The organism is Rhodococcus sp. C3V, from assembly GCF_029269915.1.
Classification (GTDB): domain Bacteria; phylum Actinomycetota; class Actinomycetes; order Mycobacteriales; family Mycobacteriaceae; genus Rhodococcus_F; species Rhodococcus_F qingshengii.
Genome location: NZ_JARJBE010000004.1, coordinates 216,755 through 234,711, shown reverse-complemented (window position 1 = coordinate 234,711; position 17,957 = coordinate 216,755). Strand labels below are relative to the sequence as shown.

16 protein-coding genes and 1 riboswitch are annotated in these 17,957 nt (G+C 63.3%); of the genes, 6 read left to right on the top strand and 10 right to left on the bottom strand.

Annotated elements, in window-relative coordinates; genetic code table 11:
* Positions 1 to 19 precede the first annotated feature (19 nt).
* Positions 20 to 113: riboswitch (TPP riboswitch) on the top strand.
* On the top strand, positions 104 to 895 hold the full coding sequence (locus tag P3G66_RS13405) for a 3-oxoacyl-ACP reductase (protein ID WP_276116710.1): 792 nt from the start codon (positions 104 to 106) through the stop codon (positions 893 to 895). It overlaps the preceding riboswitch by 10 nt.
* Positions 895 to 2,175: an LLM class flavin-dependent oxidoreductase gene (locus P3G66_RS13400; RefSeq protein WP_058039414.1), complete on the top strand. Its 1,281-nt coding sequence runs from the start codon at positions 895 to 897 to the stop codon at positions 2,173 to 2,175. The genes P3G66_RS13405 and P3G66_RS13400 overlap by 1 nt, the downstream gene beginning before the upstream one ends.
* On the opposite strand, the gene dinB is transcribed toward P3G66_RS13400, so the two are convergent.
* Positions 2,172 to 3,470 carry a DNA polymerase IV gene (gene dinB / locus P3G66_RS13395; protein WP_276116709.1) on the bottom strand — a complete coding sequence of 433 codons (1,299 nt, stop codon included), beginning with the start codon at positions 3,468 to 3,470 and terminating at the stop codon, positions 2,172 to 2,174. The two genes, P3G66_RS13400 and dinB, sit on opposite strands and share 4 nt — an antisense overlap.
* Positions 3,471 to 3,591: 121 nt before the next feature.
* On the opposite strand from dinB, the gene P3G66_RS13390 reads away from it, so the two are divergent.
* On the top strand, positions 3,592 to 4,053 hold the full coding sequence (locus P3G66_RS13390; RefSeq protein ID WP_007731082.1) for a MarR family transcriptional regulator: 462 nt from the start codon (positions 3,592 to 3,594) through the stop codon (positions 4,051 to 4,053).
* Positions 4,050 to 5,030 (top strand): zinc-binding alcohol dehydrogenase family protein, encoded by a 981-nt coding sequence (locus tag P3G66_RS13385; RefSeq protein WP_042924097.1) that lies wholly within the window; start codon positions 4,050 to 4,052, stop codon positions 5,028 to 5,030. Before P3G66_RS13390 ends, P3G66_RS13385 begins: the two co-directional genes overlap by 4 nt.
* A gap of 9 nt (positions 5,031 to 5,039) precedes the next feature.
* On the opposite strand, the gene P3G66_RS13380 is transcribed toward P3G66_RS13385, so the two are convergent.
* Genes P3G66_RS13380 through kdpF form a run of 6 tightly spaced genes read right to left on the bottom strand, consistent with a single transcriptional unit; the run spans position 5,040 to position 12,807 of the window.
* Positions 5,040 to 5,720: a response regulator gene (locus P3G66_RS13380; protein WP_003944545.1), complete on the bottom strand. Its 681-nt coding sequence runs from the start codon at positions 5,718 to 5,720 to the stop codon at positions 5,040 to 5,042.
* On the bottom strand, positions 5,717 to 8,257 hold the full coding sequence (locus P3G66_RS13375) for a sensor histidine kinase KdpD (protein ID WP_158170118.1): 2,541 nt from the start codon (positions 8,255 to 8,257) through the stop codon (positions 5,717 to 5,719). Before P3G66_RS13375 ends, P3G66_RS13380 begins: the two co-directional genes overlap by 4 nt.
* 7 nt (positions 8,258 to 8,264) lie before the next feature.
* Entirely contained in the window at positions 8,265 to 8,915 is a 651-nt protein-coding gene (locus tag P3G66_RS13370) for a potassium-transporting ATPase subunit C (protein WP_276116708.1), read from the bottom strand.
* 6 nt (positions 8,916 to 8,921) lie between these two features.
* Complete coding sequence (gene kdpB / locus P3G66_RS13365; protein ID WP_276116707.1) at positions 8,922 to 11,027, bottom strand: potassium-transporting ATPase subunit KdpB; 2,106 nt, start codon at positions 11,025 to 11,027, stop codon at positions 8,922 to 8,924.
* The gene (gene kdpA, locus P3G66_RS13360; protein WP_276116706.1) at positions 11,024 to 12,709 is read right to left on the bottom strand and encodes a potassium-transporting ATPase subunit KdpA; all 1,686 of its coding nucleotides are present in this window, start codon (positions 12,707 to 12,709) and stop codon (positions 11,024 to 11,026) included. The genes kdpB and kdpA overlap by 4 nt, the downstream gene beginning before the upstream one ends.
* Positions 12,709 to 12,807 (bottom strand): K(+)-transporting ATPase subunit F, encoded by a 99-nt coding sequence (kdpF, locus tag P3G66_RS13355; protein WP_007731078.1) that lies wholly within the window; start codon positions 12,805 to 12,807, stop codon positions 12,709 to 12,711. Before kdpF ends, kdpA begins: the two co-directional genes overlap by 1 nt.
* A 329-nt stretch (positions 12,808 to 13,136) precedes the next feature.
* On the opposite strand from kdpF, the gene P3G66_RS13350 reads away from it, so the two are divergent.
* Both P3G66_RS13350 and P3G66_RS13345 read left to right on the top strand, forming a co-directional pair.
* Complete coding sequence (locus P3G66_RS13350; RefSeq protein ID WP_228401096.1) at positions 13,137 to 14,555, top strand: amidase; 1,419 nt, start codon at positions 13,137 to 13,139, stop codon at positions 14,553 to 14,555.
* Between the two features lie 4 nt (positions 14,556 to 14,559).
* A complete protein-coding gene (locus P3G66_RS13345; RefSeq protein ID WP_030536607.1) occupies positions 14,560 to 15,111 on the top strand; it encodes a TetR/AcrR family transcriptional regulator in 552 nt (183 codons plus the stop codon).
* On the opposite strand, the gene era is transcribed toward P3G66_RS13345, so the two are convergent.
* The 3 genes from era to ybeY are packed head-to-tail and all read right to left on the bottom strand — an operon-like array spanning position 15,108 to position 17,918.
* A complete protein-coding gene (gene era, locus P3G66_RS13340; RefSeq protein WP_003944451.1) occupies positions 15,108 to 16,025 on the bottom strand; it encodes a GTPase Era in 918 nt (305 codons plus the stop codon). The genes P3G66_RS13345 and era overlap by 4 nt on opposite strands.
* Before the next feature lie 24 nt (positions 16,026 to 16,049).
* Positions 16,050 to 17,354 (bottom strand): hemolysin family protein, encoded by a 1,305-nt coding sequence (locus tag P3G66_RS13335; RefSeq protein WP_003944509.1) that lies wholly within the window; start codon positions 17,352 to 17,354, stop codon positions 16,050 to 16,052.
* 21 nt (positions 17,355 to 17,375) lie between these two features.
* Positions 17,376 to 17,918, bottom strand: a complete 543-nt coding sequence (gene ybeY, locus P3G66_RS13330; protein ID WP_003944525.1) for an rRNA maturation RNase YbeY — start codon at positions 17,916 to 17,918, stop codon at positions 17,376 to 17,378.
* Positions 17,919 to 17,957 lie beyond the last annotated feature (39 nt).

Genomic DNA, 17,957 nt, shown 5'->3' with positions numbered 1-17,957 from the left:
CACCTCACGTGGTCTGATGGACGCTGACACGGGGTGCCGAAAAAGTCGGCTGAGATCAGACCCGATGAACCTGACCAGTTAGCACTGGCGGAGGGATGTCGACATGACCGAACAGCAATTTCAGCGCGCACTCAGCCTGGACGAGCAGATCGTTCTGATCACCGGTGGCGCCCGCGGGCTCGGCGCCGCACTGAGCCGAGCATTCTCCCGCTCGGGGGCCCGGGTGATCGTGAACTACAACAAGAGCCGTGACGCCGCTGAGACCCTGGTCACCGAACTGGGTGAGGATCGCACCTTCGCAGTCCAGGCGGACGTGACGGACCGCAGTTCCGTCGACCAGTTGTTCTCCGCTGCACGCGAGCGATTCGACGCACCGATATCGACTGTGGTCGACAATGCACTCGTCGACTTCTCGTTCAACGGCGATGCCCGGCCGAACGCGGACACGATCACCTGGGCCGACTTCGACTCTCAACTACGCGGAGCTGTTGCCGGAACACTCAATACCACCCAGGCAGCGCTACCAGGCATGCGCGAACTCGGCTTCGGCCGAATCATCACTGTCGGAACCAATCTGGTCCAGAATCCGGTAGTTCCGTACCACGACTACACCGCTGCCAAGGCCGCACTGTTGGCACTGACACGGACGCTGTCCGCCGACCTCGGTCCGGACGGGATCACAGTCAACATGGTCTCCGGCGGCTTGCTCCGCACCACCGATGCGAGTGCCGCGACACCGGAAGCCGTGTTCGACATGATCGCGGCAAGCACTCCCCTGCGCCGAGTCACGACGCCGGACGAATTTGCCGACGCTGCACTCTTTTTCGCCTCACCATGGTCACGGGCCGTGACCGGCCAGAACCTGGTTGTCGACGGCGGACTCGTCAAGAACTGATGGGCGCACAGCTGCGGATAGGTGCGTTCCTGCTCGGTTGCGGACATCACAGTGCGGCATGGCGTCATCGCGACTCACCGGTCGAAAGTCTCGGCGACATCACGTATTACGAGTCGCTCGCCCAGATCGCCGAACGCGGCAAGCTGGACGCCGTCTTCTTCGCTGACGGTCACAGTGTTCGCGAACCCGAGTCGGGTGCGTCGTGGTTTCTCGAGCCGATCACCGCATTGACTGCCATGGCACGAGCGACAGCGGACATCGGCCTGGTGACCACCATTTCCACCACTTTCTACACGCCGTTTCACGCGGCGCGACTGTTGGCCTCGCTCGACCACATCAGCGGCGGACGGGCCGGCTGGAACGTCGTGACCTCGATGTTCGACCAGGAGGCGCGCAACCACGGACTCGAGGCGATGCCCGATCACGCATCCCGATACGAACGAGCCGACGAATTTGTCGAAGTGGCCCTCGCATTGTGGGATTCATGGTCGGAAGACGCGCTGATTCTCGACCGGTCGGGGCGTTTTGCCGACGCAAACAGGATTTCTCGAATCGATCACGACGGCAAACATTTTCGGGTGGACGGGCCGTTGACGGTTCCGCGCTCCCCGCAAGGCCGGCCGGTGTTGTTCCAGGCCGGGGCGTCCGAGCAGGGCCGCGATCTGGCGGCGCGTCGCGCCGAGGCAATCTATTCGGTTGCCTACGACTTACCCAGCGCACAGGCCTACTACGCGGACGTGAAATCGAGAATCGAGCGAGCCGGCCGGGATTCGAACTCTGTCGCCGTGATGCCGGGACTGGTCACCTACGTCGGCAGCACCGTCGCCGAGGCCAGGGCGAAGAAGGCCGAACTCGATCTCCTGCTGCCCACCGAACAGTCGATACGCCAACTCTCGTTGTTCACCGGACAGGATTGCGAGAACTGGGATCTCGACGGGCCCGTGCCCCCGTTGCCTCCACTCGAAGCGTTCACAGGGCCGCAGGGACGCTACGCCACTATTTTGCGGATCGTCGAGAAGGACGCACCGACTGTGCGGGAGCTCCTCGGGACGCTCGCTGCGGGTGGTGGTCACGCAACGATGATCGGAACACCGGAGTCGATTGCCGACGAGATGGGATCCTGGTTGAACGGCCGCGGTGCCGACGGTTTCAATCTGATGCCGCCGACCTATCCGCGGGGTCTGGAAGATTTTGTCGATCACGTGATTCCGGTGCTGCAGGCGCGTGGGTTGTTCCGTCGCGAATACGAGGGAGCGACTCTGCGAGAAAACCTCACCTAGTCCGGCAGTAGCGGCACCGACAGGTCCGGATCGCGTCCCAGGAGCACTCCCCTCGTGAGGGCCGCGAAGCCGAACTTCTTCCGGACACTGTCCATTGCCGAGTCGAGGGCGGCAGTGTCCGGACCCGCGAATCCTGGACCGTCGAAGGGCAATTCGAGTTGTTCGGCGCCGTCCCGATCCAGGTTGGAGACAGCGACACCGATCAACGTGATGCCCTTGTCCGCGATCATCGGTATCGCTTCGTCCAGCAGCACCATCGAGGCGCTCAGCAATTCCGCTGTGTCGGCGGTGGACCGGCGCAGCGTGTGAGATCGAGTTGCCCGCGTGAAATCCGCGAAGCGGAGCCGGAGCGTGACCGTGCGCCCCGTCCGCTGCGCCGAACGCATGCGTCGACTGACACGGTCGACAAGGGACATCAACGACGCATCGAGTTCTGCGCGGGGATGGGATTCGCGACCCAGCGCATGCTGAGCACCCATCGAACTGCGGCCACGATAGGCGCGGACGGGGCGCGGATCTCGATTGTGTGAGAGTGCGTAGAGATGGCGACCGGCGCCGCCCCCGAGAATCGAGACGATCGAGGATTCGTCGTGCCGAGCGATGTCACCCACCGTCACGATGTCGAAGTTTCGCAGCTTCTGGGCCGTGATCTTGCCGACGCCCCACAGCTTCTCGACCGGCAAGGGATGCAGGAATTCGGTCTCGCCCTCCGGCGGCACTCGCAGCAATCCGTCGGGTTTCGCGAATGCACTGGCGACCTTGGCCAGGAACTTGGTGCGTGCGATTCCGACCGTGATCGGTAGTCCGACCTGCTCGGCCACATCGCGTCTGAGGTTGGCTCCGATCTGCAGCGGGTTTCCCACGATCTTGGCGAGCCCGCCGACCTCGAGAAAGGCCTCGTCTATGGAGATTCCTTCGACCAGCGGCGACGTGTCGTGAAAGACGTCGAACACGTCTTTGCTCGCCTGCGAGTACGCCGACATTCGCGGAGGGACGACTATCGCCTGAGGACACAGTGATCGGGCCTGACCACCGCTCATGGCTGTGCGAACCCCGAACGCCTTGGCCTCGTAGCTTGCCGCCAAGACCACCCCACCACCGACGATGACCGGCCTGCCGGCCAGAGTCGGGTCGTCGCGTTGCTCGACTGATGCGTAGAACGAATCGAGGTCCGCATGCAGGATTGTTGCGTCACCTGTGGACCGACTACCGCCAGAATGATTACCGCCGGAACGAGCACCGCCAGGGTGATTACCTGGCGTTTCTTGATCCAGCGGTTCATGCGACACGAACATATGTTCCCATGCGCCACCGACACAATGAAAGGCCGCAAATAGATTCCATGGAATTAATCACGAATCGGGCGTACGGTGAGAAAATGATTCCACGGAATGCATATCGGTTCGGAGTCTGCTCGTGACCAGATCAGCCCTGAGCAGGCACTTCGACAACCTCGTCCGCTTCGAAACCGAACTGTGGACGGCCGTCGACCAGCGACTCCGAATCGAGCACGACCTGCCACTGAGTCGATTCGAGCCGATGCAGATCATCGACAGGCTCGGCTCCTGTCGGGTCTTCGACATCGCCGAGGCCCTCGCGATCACCGTCGGTGGCACGAGCAAGCTGGTGGATCGAATCGAAGCGGCTGGACACTGCCGTCGAAAATCCAATCCCACCGACAAACGATCCTCACTCATCGAGTTGACTCCCGAGGGCAATGAGCTGTTGCGGCGGGCGAAGGCAACGTTCGACGGCGAATTGGAGCGCCGTCTCGGTTCCGTGCTGACGCCCGACGCTCTCGATCGATTCGGCGCCACACTGGCCACGCTGCGTGAAGCCAATCGAAACCTGACACCGACCACGAAGGAAAAAGCATGACCGACACAATGCGCGCAATCGTGCTCGACGCCCCCGGCCCGCCAGAAGCATTGACTATCAAAGTGATTCCGATACCCGTGCCGATTGCGGGCTGGGTACTGGTCCGGGTGAAGGCTTTCGGCCTCAATCGATCCGAACTTCACACCCGCCTCGGCCTCGCCGAAGGCGTGACATTCCCGAGGGTGCTGGGCATCGAGGCCGTCGGCGAAGTGGTGAACTGCCCCGGCGGGGAGCTCACCGAAGGCCGGCAAGTCGCCGCCATGATGGGTGGGATGGGGAGGACGTTCGACGGCGGTTATGCCGAGTACACGTGCGTTCCCGTCAGTCAGGTCGTTCCCTTCTCGAGCGAACTGGACTGGTCGACAGTGGGAGCTGTTCCCGAGATGCTGCAGACGTCCTACGGCTCGCTGACGGTAGGACTGGACGCGAAATCCGGTCAATCCCTGTTGATCCGGGGAGGAACCTCCTCGGTCGGCATGGCAACCGCAGTCCTGGCGAAGCAGTGGGGACTCACTGTCCTTGCGACCACCCGAGATGCGAACAAAGCGTCGTCGTTGACCGCGATCGGGGTTGACCACGTTATCGTCGACGACGGTGCTGTGGCCGGCCAGGTTCGAGACATCCTCCCGGGCGGTGTTGATCTGGCCCTCGAATTGGTCGGAACACCAACACTTCCCGACACGTTGCGCGCGACCCGCGTTCACGGCACCGTGTGTTTCACGGGAATGCTGTCCAACGAGTGGACAGTCAAAGACTTTTATCCGATCGACTACATTCCACGCGGAGTGCGATTGACCTCGTACGGTGGGGACGCGTCCGACCTGCCTGCCGGCGTACTGCAAGACTTCCTCTCCGCTGTGGCGTCAGGCGAGGCGGTGGTACCGATCGACGAGGTGTTCGCGTTCGAGGACATCGCGCGAGCACATGCCAAGATGGAAGCCGGTACGGCACGTGGCAAATTGGTAGTTGTGCTCTGACCTGGCTTCTCACACCACGAATCGATAACCCATTCCTGCCTCGGTGATCAGATGCTTGGGGTTCGCCGGGTCATCCTCGAGCTTCCGACGAAGTTGAGCCAGGTAGACACGTAGATAGTGGGTCTCGGTGTCGTACGCCGGTCCCCACACTTCCCGAAGCAACTCCTTCTGCCCGACCAGCTTTCCGCGGTTGCGCACAAGCATCTCGAGCATGCCCCACTCGGTCGGAGTCAGGTGCACCTGTTCACCGCGCCGACTCACTGTTTTCGCAGCCAAGTCCACCGTGAAGGACGCGGTCTCGACCGACGGTTCCGAAGTGTCCGCCGCGGAGGTTCCCCGCCTCGCCGCAGCGCGCACGCGGGCCAGAAACTCGTCCATCCCGAAGGGCTTGGTGACGTAGTCGTCCGCACCGGCGTCGAGAGCCTCGACCTTGTCCGCGGAATCCGTGCGCGCCGACAGCACGATGACCGGCGCCGTGCACCAGCCACGCAGGCCGGCAAGCACTTCGGTGCCGTCCATGTCGGGCAGTCCGAGATCGAGTACCACGACGTCCGGTGGACGCTCGGCAGCAGCCCGCAAGGCACCGGCGCCCGTCGACGCGGTCACCACCTCGTACCCGCGCACCGAAAGATTGATACGCAGAGCTCGCAGAATCTGCGGTTCGTCGTCCACTACCAGGATTCGACTCATGATCCATTCCCATTCGTACCGGCCGCAGCCAACTCCACGATCATCGTCAATCCCCCACCAGGTGTGTCTGTGGCGCTGACCGTTCCGCCCATCGCATCGACAAATCCGCGCACCACGGAAAGTCCGAGGCCCACTCCGCCGGTGTTGTCGCGATCTCCCATCCGTTGGAACGGCTGGAACATCGTTTCGGCCTCACCTCGCGGAACACCTGGGCCCGTATCGGCAACACTGATCACCACACGATCACCGAGTTGCGCCGCCCCGACGCGCACCGGGGTTTCTCCCCCGTAGCGCAGAGCGTTGTCGACGATGTTCGCAATCACCCGCTCGAGCAGACCTTGATCTGCCTGCACTGCAACGGTACCCACGTCGACGACTACACTTCGAGCCCGCGAATCCGAGCGTCCACCGATGCCGAGGCCCAGCAACGCGCGGTGAACCACCTCGTCCAGATACACCGGCCGCAGCGTGGGTTTCACCACCCCGGCGGCAAGTCGGGACGAGTCGAGCAAGTTCCCGACCAGCGCCGTCAACTGATCCGCCGACTCCTCGATGGTTGCCAACAATTCAGCGGTGTCTTCGGGCGAGAACTCGATGTCGTCGCTGCGCAGACTCGACACCGCCGCCTTCACTCCGGCGAGAGGCGTTCGCAGGTCATGGCTTACCGCTGACAGCAGGGCTCGACGCAGTTGATCAGCCTCGGTGAGCGCGGCAGCCTTGCTCGCCTCGACTGTCAGTTTCTCCTGGCGGATCATCCCAACTGCTTGGTGAGCCACCACCGTCAGCACTCGTCGATCCCGCGCACTCAGGTCGGGCCCAGCCAACAACAGCGCGTATTCCCCGTCGTTGACCTCACAGACCGTATCCGCTTCGTCGTCCGTGGTCGGCGGCTGCGTACCCACGGCGGCGATGACTCCGTCGTCGTGATGAATGACGGAAACCCCTCGCTGGCGATAGATTTCGAGTGCCTTCGACAGAAGTGTCGACAGATCCGCTCCGCGGAGAACTGATCCCGCGAACAGTGTGAGCAGTTCGGCTTCCTCGGATGCGCGCTTCGCCTCGCGGGCGCGCTTTGCTGCGGCGTCGACCAGAACGGCAACTGCCACAGCCACGATCAACAGCACGACAGTGGTGATGAAGTTGTCAGGTTCGGCGATGGTGAAGCTGTACCGCGGATCGGTGAAGAAGTAATTGAGCAGCAGTCCCGAGATCAGGGCCGACAATATCGCCGGGCCGACGCCGCCGAGGAGGGCGACCAGAACGACCACGACGAAGAACAGCGCGTTCTCGCCGTTGACCCCGGAGATTCGGTCGACGAGACCCATGATCGCGGCCGCGAGCGAAGGCACGACGATCGCCGCAATCCACGACAGGACCCGGCGCTCCGAGCGCCCCAGCACCGAAATGCGTCGTCGCGCCGTCGCTTCCTCGTGCGTGACCATGTGAACGTCGATACCACCGGACTGCTGAACCACCGCAGCGCCGATCCCCTCGTCGAGGATGCGAGCCAGGCGGGAACGCCGCGACGTTCCCAGCACCAACTGTGTGGCGTTCTCCTCACGCGCGAACTCGAGGAGCGTCGACGGTACGTCGTCACCGACAACGGTGTGAAGCGTGGCGCCGACTCCGACAGCCAACGCGCGCACCTTGCCCATCTCGGGGGCCGAGACGCCGGTGAGTCCGTCACCGCGTACGACGTGGACCACCATCAGCTCGGCGCTCGACTTCGACGCGATTCGAGATGCGCGTCGTACCAGGGTTTCCGACTCCGGTCCCCCGGTCACGGCAACGACGACACGCTCGCGCGCTTCCCAGGTATCGGTGATCTTGTTCTCGGCCCGGTATTTCGCCAGTGCGGCGTCCACCTGATCGGCCACCCACAGCAGAGCCAGTTCGCGTAGCGCCGTGAGGTTTCCGCGTCTGAAGTAATTGCCCAAGGCCGCATCGACCCGTTCTGGTGAATACACGTTTCCGTGAGAAAGTCTGCGGCGCAGCGCCTCCGGGGTGATGTCGACCAGCTCGACCTGCGCCGCACTACGCACTACCGCGTCCGGAACCGTCTCCTGCTGAACCACGCCGGTGATGTGCGCGACAACGTCGTTGAGGCTTTCGAGGTGTTGCACGTTGACCGTGGACAGAACGTCGATCCCGGCTTCGAGCAGTTCCTGTACGTCCTGCCAGCGCTTGTGATTCTTGCTCCCTGGCGTGTTGGTATGTGCCAACTCGTCCACCAGGACAAGGGCCGGACGCCGAGCCAACACGGCCTCGACGTCCAGTTCCGGCATCCGTGTTCCGCGATAATCCACCAGCTTGGGCGGCACTGTTTCGAGGTCTCCGATCTGCGCCGCGGTGCGGGCGCGGCCGTGTGTCTCCACGACGGCCGCGACCACGTCACAGCCACGATCTCGACGCCGATGAGCCTCACCGAGCATCGCGAAGGTCTTTCCGACGCCGGGCGCAGCGCCGAGGTAGATACGCAATTCACCACGTTTGCGTGCCCTACCGAAAGATTGACCGACCTTCTCCGAAGAACTCACGTGACAATCATCCACCAGTCGTCGGTGCAGCACACGTAGGTGCCGTCAATCCGAGTGCCAGGTTCAATTCCAGTACGTTGACTCGCTCGGCTCCGAGAAATCCGAGTTGCCGACCGTCGGTGTGCTCGGCCACCAAGTCCCGCACCTGGTCTTCCGAGATGCCGTTGTTGGCCGCCACCCTCGCGACCTGCAGTTCGGCGTACGCCGGACTGATGTGGGGATCGATACCCGAGCCCGAACCGGTGACTGCGTCGACGGGAACCGATGCCGGGTCGACACCCTCACGTGCCGCGATGGCTGCCCGGCGCTCGATGACGAATCCGGCCAGAATCTCGCTGCTCGGCCCCTGGTTGGACGGCAGTGCCGCAGCGGGATCACCGGTGGCAAACGGATCCTCGTTCGAAACGGATCCGACAACACGATTGTGGAAGAACGGGTCCTGCTGCCCTTCGGCGACCTGCGGATCGACACCCACCCAGGCACTGCCGACCACGCAACCGGCGGCATCGGTGACCGGTGAGCCTTCGGCAGATCCGGAGCTGATCCGGCTGACACCCCAGACCGCGGCGGGATAGACCACACCGAGAACGACGGTGAGCGCGAGCAATACGAGCAAACCCGCCCACACCTGTTTGGCAAAACCGATAGTGAAACGCATGTCAGGTCACCCAATTCCAGGAATCAAACGTACGACGAGATCGATCAACCAGATACCGACGAACGGTGTGATCACACCGCCGAGACCGTAGACCAGCAGGTTACGTCCGAGCAACTGCGATGCCGTCGACGGTCGGTAGCGAACACCCTTGAGTGCCAACGGAATCAAACCGATGATCACCAAGGCGTTGAAGATCACGGCCGAGACGATCGCCGATTCGGGGGTGGCGAGACGCATGATGTTCAACGCGTCCAGCTGCGGGTAGATGCCGCTGAACAAGGCCGGCAGGATTGCGAAATACTTCGCCAGGTCGTTCGCCAACGAGAATGTGGTCAACGCGCCGCGGGTGATCAGCAATTGCTTGCCGATTTCCACCACCTCGATCAGCTTGGTGGGATCGGAATCGAGATCGACCATGTTCCCGGCCTCTTTGGCTGCCGAGGTTCCCGTGTTCATCGCGACCCCGACATCCGCCTGGGCAAGGGCGGGAGCATCATTGGTGCCGTCACCTGTCATCGCGACGAGACGTCCGCCTTCCTGTTCCTTCCGGATCAGGGCCAGTTTGTCTTCCGGGGTGGCCTCCGCCATGAAGTCGTCGACGCCCGCCTCGTCGGCAATCGCCTTCGCGGTCAACGGATTGTCGCCGGTGATCATGATCGTGCGAATACCCATCGCCCGGAGTTCGGCGAACCTGTCAGCCATTCCCGGCTTGACGACGTCGGACAACGCGATCACGCCGAGGATCGAGGTACTCTCACCATGCTTGACGGCAACTACCAGCGGCGTTCCGCCCGCTTGGGCGATGTCGTTCACGGTGTCGGTCACCGCGCTCTCCGCGTGTCCACCGCCACTGACGACCCAGTTCATCACCGCATCTGCTGCACCCTTTCGGATTTGGCGTCCGGAATGGTCGAGTCCGCTCATCCGGGTTTGTGCCGTGAACGGAACGAACTCTGCGCGTTCCTCGTCCAGCGTCGGCTCGGCAGCGAGACCGAAATCCGCTGCGCACAGCTCGACGATGCTCCGTCCCTCGGGAGTTCCGTCGGCCAGGCTCGACAAGCGAGCTGCCGCAGCAAGATCGTCGGCGGATACACCGGGCGCCGGATGGAGTGCGGTGGCCCGGCGGTTACCGAAAGTGATGGTTCCGGTCTTGTCCATCAACAGGGTGTCGATGTCGCCCGCAGCTTCCACCGCGCGTCCCGACATCGCGAGAACGTTGCGCTGGACGAGGCGGTCCATGCCCGCGATACCGATCGCCGAGAGCAGCGCTCCGATGGTCGTCGGGATCAGGCAGACGAGAAGTGCGATCAGCTTGATCGGATCCTGCTCGTGCCCCGCGTACAAGCCCATCGGGCCGATGGCTACGACGGCGAGGAGGAAGATGACGGTCAACGACGCGAGCAGGATGTTGAGCGCAATCTCGTTGGGTGTCTTCTGACGTGAAGCACCCTCGACGAGCGCGATCATCCGGTCCACGAACGAACTGCCCGGTGCTGCGGTGATTTCCACGACGATGCGGTCCGAGAGAACCGTCGTACCACCGGTGACGGCGCACCGGTCACCACCGGATTCACGGACCACCGGCGCGGATTCACCGGTGATCGCCGATTCGTCTACGGAGGCAATACCTTCGACCACGTCGCCGTCGCCGGGGATGACCTCGCCGGCAACCACTATCACCCGATCGCCGACCACCAGTTCGGTGCCGGAAACCGATTCGATCGCACCGCTCATCGTGATCCGATGTGCTGTGGTGTCCTGCTTCACCTTTCGCAGGCTCGCCGCCTGCGCCTTGCCGCGCCCTTCGGCCACGGATTCGGCGAGGTTCGCGAAGATCACCGTGAACCAGAGCCACAGGGTGATCACCCAGGAGAACACCGAGGGATCGGCGATCGCCATGACAGTGGTGATGACGGAACCGACCAACACCACGAACATGACCGGGTTGCGGGCGAGGTGGCGTGGGTCGAGTTTGCGCACGGCCCCCGGCAACGCGGTGATCATCTGCCGCGGGTTGAAAACGCCTGCGTGTACTTGACGGGACTGCCCTGGATCAGCCTTGTCGGCGGCGTCTTGCGCTACCACGGGTTTCTCACTGATACGCACGGTCATTGAAGAGCCTCCGCTAGCGGGCCCAGCGCGAGGGCCGGGAAGAATGTAAGTGCAGCAACAAGAACGACGGTGCCGGTCAACAAACCGGTGAACATCGGTCCGGACGTCGGGAGGGTGCCGGCCGTCGGCGCCACCTTCTTCTGCGAGGCAAGAGCACCGGCCAAAGCGAGAACGAAGATGATCGGCAGGAATCGGCCGAGAAGCATGCAGATTCCGAGAGACGACTGGAACCAGTCGCTGGTGACCGTCAGACCGCCGAAGGCGCTGCCGTTGTTGTTGGAGGCGGAGGCGAAGGCGTAAAGCACCTCACTGAACCCGTGGATCGATCCCGGCGTGCCCGGATCTCCCCCATTGCCTTGATAACCGGTGGTCGAACCGAGGATGACGGTGATGGCGGTACCGATCAAGACCAGCGCGGGCATGACCAGAATCGACAGCGCCGCAAGGGTGATCTCGCGTCGACCCAACTTCTTGCCGAGATATTCGGGCGTGCGACCGACCAGCAGTCCGCCGACGAACACTGCGATCAATGCCAGCACAAGAATCCCGTAGAGGCCGGTTCCGACTCCACCTGGCGCAATTTCGCCGAGCAACATGTTGAGCAGGACCGCGCCGCCGCCGAGGGGTGACATGCTGTCGTGGGCCGAGTTCACCGCGCCCGTCGACGTTCCCGTGGTCGCCACCGCGAACAACGCCGATCCGGGGATTCCGAAGCGAACTTCCTTGCCCTCCATCATCGAACCAGCTGCTGTGGCGGCAACACCGCGTGCGCCGGATTCGGCAGCGAGCGTGACTGCGAGCAGCCCGCTCCACAGGATTCCCATCACTGCCAGCAAGGTGAGGCCTTGCCTACGATCCCCGACGAGAGTTCCGAACGTTCGGGTGAGGCAGACCGGAATCAACAGGATCGCCAGGATCTCGACGACATTGCTCAACGGGGTGGGGTTCTCGAACGGGTGCGCCGAGTTGGCAGCCAAGATCCCGCCACCGTTGGTGCCGAGTTCCTTGATCGCTTCCTGGGACGCGACGGGGGCCAGTGCATTGGTCACCGCATTGCCGTCGAGGCCGGTGGAGGCGAAACCGCTGTGGAACGACTGGATCACACCCTGGCTCAACAGGATCAGGGCGATCACGAAGGCGAGCGGGAGGAGGATGCGCAGAGAACCACGCGTCAGATCGACCCAGAAGTTGCCGATCTCGCCGCCCCTGGCCACCCGAATGAAGCCGCGAACCAATGCGATGGCCACCGCCATGCCGACCGCTGCCGAGACGAAGTTCTGCACCGCCAGACCGACGGGCTGAACGAAGTTGCTCATCGTCGTTTCCGGCGTGTACGACTGCCAGTTGGTGTTCGCCACAAACGAAATCGCGGTGTTGAACGCTACGGCGGGACTGACCCCGGACAGACCGTCACTGAGCGGCAGTACTCCCTGAATCCGTTGCAGGAAGTACAGGAACAATGCGCTGGCCAGCGAGAATCCGAGAACGCTTGCGGCGTAGCCGTACCACGTCTGCTCGGCCCTGGAGTCGATCCGACCGACGCGGTAGATCACACTCTCGACCCGAAGATCTCGCGTCGACGAGTAAACACGCGCCATGTAGTCGCCCACCGGGACGTAGGCGATTGCCAGAACGACGAGGACAAAAGCGATCTGCAGGCCGGCTGCAAGAGCGGGCGACATCAGAACCTCTCAGGATCTACGAGTGCAACGAGCAGGTAAATGACCAATGCCGCGGCGACGGCGATCAGAACCACGCTGACCACACCGGCAACCGTCATTTGGGAGCGCTCGCCTGTAGGGCGCGCAGTACCAGCGCGCACACGAGAAAACCGCCGAGAATCAGAGCAACGTAGGCCAGATCGGCCATGAGCTTCCCTCTTCGAAATCTTTTGCCGTGCTGCTGTGCATCGCAGCCATGACGCGCGGTCGCCCTCGACCGGATGCGCTCTCTCAGCTTCGACCTCCGGAAAGGCCGATTCCGCGTCTCTGACGATCCGCTTACGCACTGACCTGGCGTCTTGACGCGATCTTGACGCGAAACCGAAGTTCACTAATACTGAAACAAGTTACTGTTCGTTCGAACGAACAGTTTTGCGAAGGGAACCTGATGACTTCTCGAACCGACCACGATCTCGCCCCCGGTCTTGTCGACCAGGTTGCGAGCCTGGCCTCGGGCGCTACCTCGTCCGTCGCGGCCACCGAGGCAACGCTGAGCCGGATCGAGGCCACTCAGCCTCACCTCAATGCGTTCAAGATCGTGCGGCGAGAGAAGGCACTCGAGGAAGCTGCCGAGGCCGACAGACGTCTCGCACGCGGCGAGCGTCTGCCGCTGCTCGGTGTGCCGATCGCAGTAAAGGACGACGTCGACATCACCGGCGAACCCACGGCCTTCGGTTGCCCTGGCGATTTCCCGGCCAAGACCGAGGACTCGGAGATGATTCGACGCCTCCGCGACGCCGGCGCAGTGATCGTGGGCAAGACCAACAGCCCGGAATTGGGCCAGTGGCCGCTCACGAGCGGTTCAGCCTTCGGTTACACGCGCAATCCGTGGTCGCGTCACCACACTCCAGGCGGATCGTCGGGCGGCACCGCCGCGGCCGTCGCCGCCGGATTGGTCAGCGCCGGAATCGGTTCCGACGGAGCCGGTTCCATCCGAATCCCCGCGGCCTGGACCAACCTCGTCGGAATCAAACCGCAGCGCGGGCGCATCTCAACCTGGCCCGACGCCGAAGCGTTCTACGGCCTGACGGTCAACGGACCGCTCGCTCGCACCGTCGCCGACGCGGCACTGTTGCTCGACGTCGCTGCCGGCAACCACGACGGCGACCTCCACAAGCCGACACCGGTGACGGTCAGCGACGCGGTGGGACGCGACCCCGGAAAGCTGAAAATCGCTCTTTCCCTTCGTAATCCGTTCACCGCCACTCCCGTGAAGCTGGACCCGGAAGTGCGCCTGGCCGTGCATTCGATCGCCGAAACGCTGCGGGAACTCGGACACCATGTCGTCGTCGACGATCCCGCATACGGCCTGATCTTCGGCCTGAACTTTCTGCCCCGCTCGCTCGTCGGGGTCCACGACTGGCTCGGACGCGTTCCCGACCCGAAACTGGTCGATGCCAGAACACGCGGAAATGCCCAGAACGGCAAGCTACTTCGCGGCGCACCTCTGCGCGCGGCCCGCGCGGCCGAGCCGCGGATGCGAAAGCGGATCGGAGCGATCTTCGACACCTACGACGTCGTCCTGGCACCCACGACGGCAACTCCACCGATCATGGCGACCGCGATCGACGGCATCGGTGGCTGGGACACCGACAAGGTCATGACCGGCGCCTGCCCCTACGCGTGGCCGTGGAACGTCCTCGGCTGGCCCTCGGTCAACGTGCCGGCCGGATTCAGCAAGGCCGGCCTGCCCATCGGTGCGCAGTTGATGGGCAACGAGAACACCGAACCTCTGTTGGTCTCCCTCGCTTCACAGTTGGAATCGGTCCTGCGTTGGGATCAGGTCCGACCCGAGCCGTGGTGGTGACCCGATGAGTAACCGGGACGTTCGCGAGCGAATACTCGACGCCGTTCTGCACGTCGTCGGTACCGACGGCATCCCGGGTGTGAGCAACCGGCGCATCGCCGCGCAGGCCGGCGTCTCACTCGGATCGATCACGTATCACTTCGCCAGCCAGTCGGACATGCTGCGGGCCGCGCTGTCTCGTTTCGTGACCGACGAGACGACGCGCCTGCGCGCCTTGGCCGAGGAGTACCGCGACAAAGGTCTGAGCGTCGAGGACGCCGCGGCAATAGCCGAAAAGGTGACGCGAGATCTTTCGTTCTCGGCCGAGCGGATCGCGCCGTTCGAGATGTACATCGCCGCCGGGCGCGACCACGAACTCCACGAAGTCGCCGTCGAATGCTTCGCCGCCTACGACGATTTGACCGTCACGATTCTGACGGCACTCGGTGTACCTGATCCGGAGTCGATTGCATCGACGCTCGTCGCCGTCATCACCGGGCTCCAACTCCGACGCCTGGCCACCGGCGTCGACGAGCAGGACATCGGCGCGGCGATCCTCAGGGTCCTCCGGCCCTAGAAGCCCAGCCGGCCGAGCTGCTTCGGGTCGCGCTGCCAGTCCTTGGCGACCTTGACGTGCAGCTCCAGGAAGATCCGCACACCGAGCAGCTTCTCGATCTGCAGGCGCGCACTGGTACCGACTTCCCGCAGACGCGCCCCGCCCTTACCGATGACGATGCCCTTCTGACTGGGCCGCTCGACGTAGAGCAACGCATGCACGTCGAGCATCTCGCCCTGCTTCTCGGTGCGACCCTCACGCGGGATGACCTCCTCGATCACCACAGCCAGAGAGTGCGGCAATTCTTCGCCGAGCCCCTCGAGCGCAGCCTCACGGATCAGTTCGGCCATGAGCACCTCTTCGGGCTCGTCCGTCAATTCGCCGTCCGGGTAGAAGGCCGGGCCCTCGTCCATCAGACCGGCGAGGACGTCGACCAGGATCTCGACCTGTTCACCCGACTTCGCGGACACCGGAACGACCTCGGATTCGGGGCCGAGCAGGGTGGACAGCGCGAGCAACTGCTTTCCGACGGCGTCGCGGCTGACCTTGTCGATCTTGGTCACGATGCCGACAAGCTTGGTCTTGGGCGCCATCTGACGGACCTGCTGCACGATCCAGCGGTCTCCGGGCCCGATGGCCTCGTCGGCCGGGATGCACAGGCAGATGACGTCGACCTCGGAGTACGTGTCGCGAACCAGGTCATTGAGGCGCTGCCCGAGCAAAGTGCGGGGCTTGTGCAGTCCAGGGGTGTCGACCAGGATCAGCTGCGCATGCTCGCGGTGAACGATGCCGCGAATCGTGTGGCGCGTCGTCTGCGGGCGCGAGGACGTGATCGCGATCTTGCTGCCGACCAACGCGTTGGTCAGCGTGGACTTGCCCGTATTGGGTCGACCCACGAAACACACGAAGCCTGACCGGAATTCGTTCTTGCTCATAACTGCTCCTCGCTGAACTCTCGCTCAGTCATCGGTGTCTTCTGTCTCTTCGTCTTCGGACGGCGGGATGCGCTGCACGAACACCGTGCTGATGCGTACCCGGCCTCGGCCCGTATTGGTTCCCTCGCCGCGCAGGATCAAACCGTCGTACTCCACTTCGGAACCGGGAAGTGGCACTCGGCCGAGTACGTATCCGATCAGCCCGCCGACGGTCTCCACCTCGTCGAGTTCGAGTTCGAGATCGAACAATTCACCGAGGTCTTCGATGGGAAGTCTCGCGGATACGCGGAACATTCCGTCTCCGAGATCCTCGATGGGCGGCGTCTCGTCCTCGTCGTACTCGTCGGCGATCTCACCGACGATCTCTTCGATGACGTCCTCGATCGTGACGAGCCCGGCGATTCCGCCGTACTCGTCGACGAGTATCGCCATGTGGTTGCGGTCGCGCTGCATCTCGGCCAGCAAGCTGTCGAGCGGCTTCGAGTCGGGAACGAAGACGGCGGGCCGCATGACGTCGCAGACGTTGACGTTCCGGCCGCCGTCGGGCAGGTGGTAGGTCTGCTTGACCAGATCCTTGAGGTAGACGACACCGAGCACGTCGTCGACGTTCTCCCCGATGACCGGCAGGCGCGAGTGACCACTGCGGACGGCCAACGACGTTGCCTGCCCGGCATTCTTGTCGTTCTCGATCCACACCATGTCGGTGCGCGGCACCATCACCTCGCGCGCCGACGTGTCTCCCAGTTCGAAGACGGACTGGATCATTCGGCGTTCTTCGTCGGCCACGACGCCGCGTTCCTGCGCCATGTCCACGAGTTCACGCAACTCGATTTCCGACGCGAACGGGCCGTTGCGGAAGCCCTTACCCGGGGTCAATGCGTTACCCACGAGGATCAGGACGCGACTGATCGGCCCGAGCAGAACCCCGATCCACAGCAGTGGCAGCGACGCGGCCATCGCGATGGAGTACGCATGTTGGCGCCCAAGCGTTCTCGGTCCGACGCCGATGACCACGTACGAGACGAGAACCATGATCACCGCGGTGACGGTCAGTGCCCAGCCCAGCGAGAGGACGTCGATCAGGCCGCCCACGAGTACGACGGTGGCCGTGATCTCGCACAAAATGCGAAGCAGGACCATCAGATTCACGTATCGCGGACGATCGGTCAGGATGCGTTGCACTCGCGCGGCGCCGGCTCGCTCTTCCTTTGCCATCTCGTCGATCCGCGCCGACGAAATGGTGTTGAGCGCCGAGTCGACGGCCGCGAACACACCACCGACCGGGACAAGAGCAATCGCCAGAACAAAGAGCGCTATGGCGCTACTCACTACAGAACCCCCGGATAACTGTTATCGGTCCACTCCGTCGACGAAACCGGTCTTACCGAGCAGCTTCTGATCGCGTTCGGCCAGTGCTGCTTCGCGGTCGATACGGCGAAGGTCTTCGTACCACTCTTCGAGGAGGCTGTTCTGCAAGCCGAACATCTCCTTCTCCTCTTCCGGCTCCGCATGGTCGTAGCCGAGAAGGTGCAACACACCGTGGACGGTCAGGAGGGCAAGTTCGTGAGCCAGTGAATGCCCGGCCTTGTCAGCCTGATCCGCGGCAAAAGACGGACACAGCACGATGTCGCCGAGCATCGACGGCCCCGGCTCGGGGGAATCGGGACGGCCACCCGGCTCGAGTTCGTCCATCGGGAACGACATGACGTCGGTCGGACCCGGCAGATCCATCCAGCGAACGTGCAGATCCGCCATCGTCGCGGAGTCGACGAGAACCATCGACAGCTCGGCCGCCGGATGGACATCCATCCGAGCGATCACGAAACGGGCAACGCTGATCAACTCCGGTTCGGAGATGTCCATGCCCGATTCGTTCGAGACCTCGATGCTCATGTGCGACGCTCTTTCCTGGGAAAAGTAGGGGTTGATGCG

Coding starts and splice junctions, on each gene's coding strand:
- P3G66_RS13385 (WP_042924097.1), top strand. CDS start 4,050: ATGACCGACACAATGCGCGCAATCGTGCTCGACGCCCCCGGCCCGCCA.
- P3G66_RS13345 (WP_030536607.1), top strand. CDS start 14,560: ATGAGTAACCGGGACGTTCGCGAGCGAATACTCGACGCCGTTCTGCAC.
- kdpF (WP_007731078.1), bottom strand. CDS start 12,807: ATGACGGTTGCCGGTGTGGTCAGCGTGGTTCTGATCGCCGTCGCCGCG.
- kdpA (WP_276116706.1), bottom strand. CDS start 12,709: ATGTCGCCCGCTCTTGCAGCCGGCCTGCAGATCGCTTTTGTCCTCGTC.
- P3G66_RS13380 (WP_003944545.1), bottom strand. CDS start 5,720: ATGAGTCGAATCCTGGTAGTGGACGACGAACCGCAGATTCTGCGAGCT.
- dinB (WP_276116709.1), bottom strand. CDS start 3,470: ATGTTCGTGTCGCATGAACCGCTGGATCAAGAAACGCCAGGTAATCAC.
- P3G66_RS13405 (WP_276116710.1), top strand. CDS start 104: ATGACCGAACAGCAATTTCAGCGCGCACTCAGCCTGGACGAGCAGATC.
- kdpB (WP_276116707.1), bottom strand. CDS start 11,027: ATGACCGTGCGTATCAGTGAGAAACCCGTGGTAGCGCAAGACGCCGCC.
- P3G66_RS13350 (WP_228401096.1), top strand. CDS start 13,137: ATGACTTCTCGAACCGACCACGATCTCGCCCCCGGTCTTGTCGACCAG.
- P3G66_RS13400 (WP_058039414.1), top strand. CDS start 895: ATGGGCGCACAGCTGCGGATAGGTGCGTTCCTGCTCGGTTGCGGACAT.
- P3G66_RS13370 (WP_276116708.1), bottom strand. CDS start 8,915: ATGCGTTTCACTATCGGTTTTGCCAAACAGGTGTGGGCGGGTTTGCTC.
- era (WP_003944451.1), bottom strand. CDS start 16,025: ATGAGCAAGAACGAATTCCGGTCAGGCTTCGTGTGTTTCGTGGGTCGA.
- ybeY (WP_003944525.1), bottom strand. CDS start 17,918: ATGAGCATCGAGGTCTCGAACGAATCGGGCATGGACATCTCCGAACCG.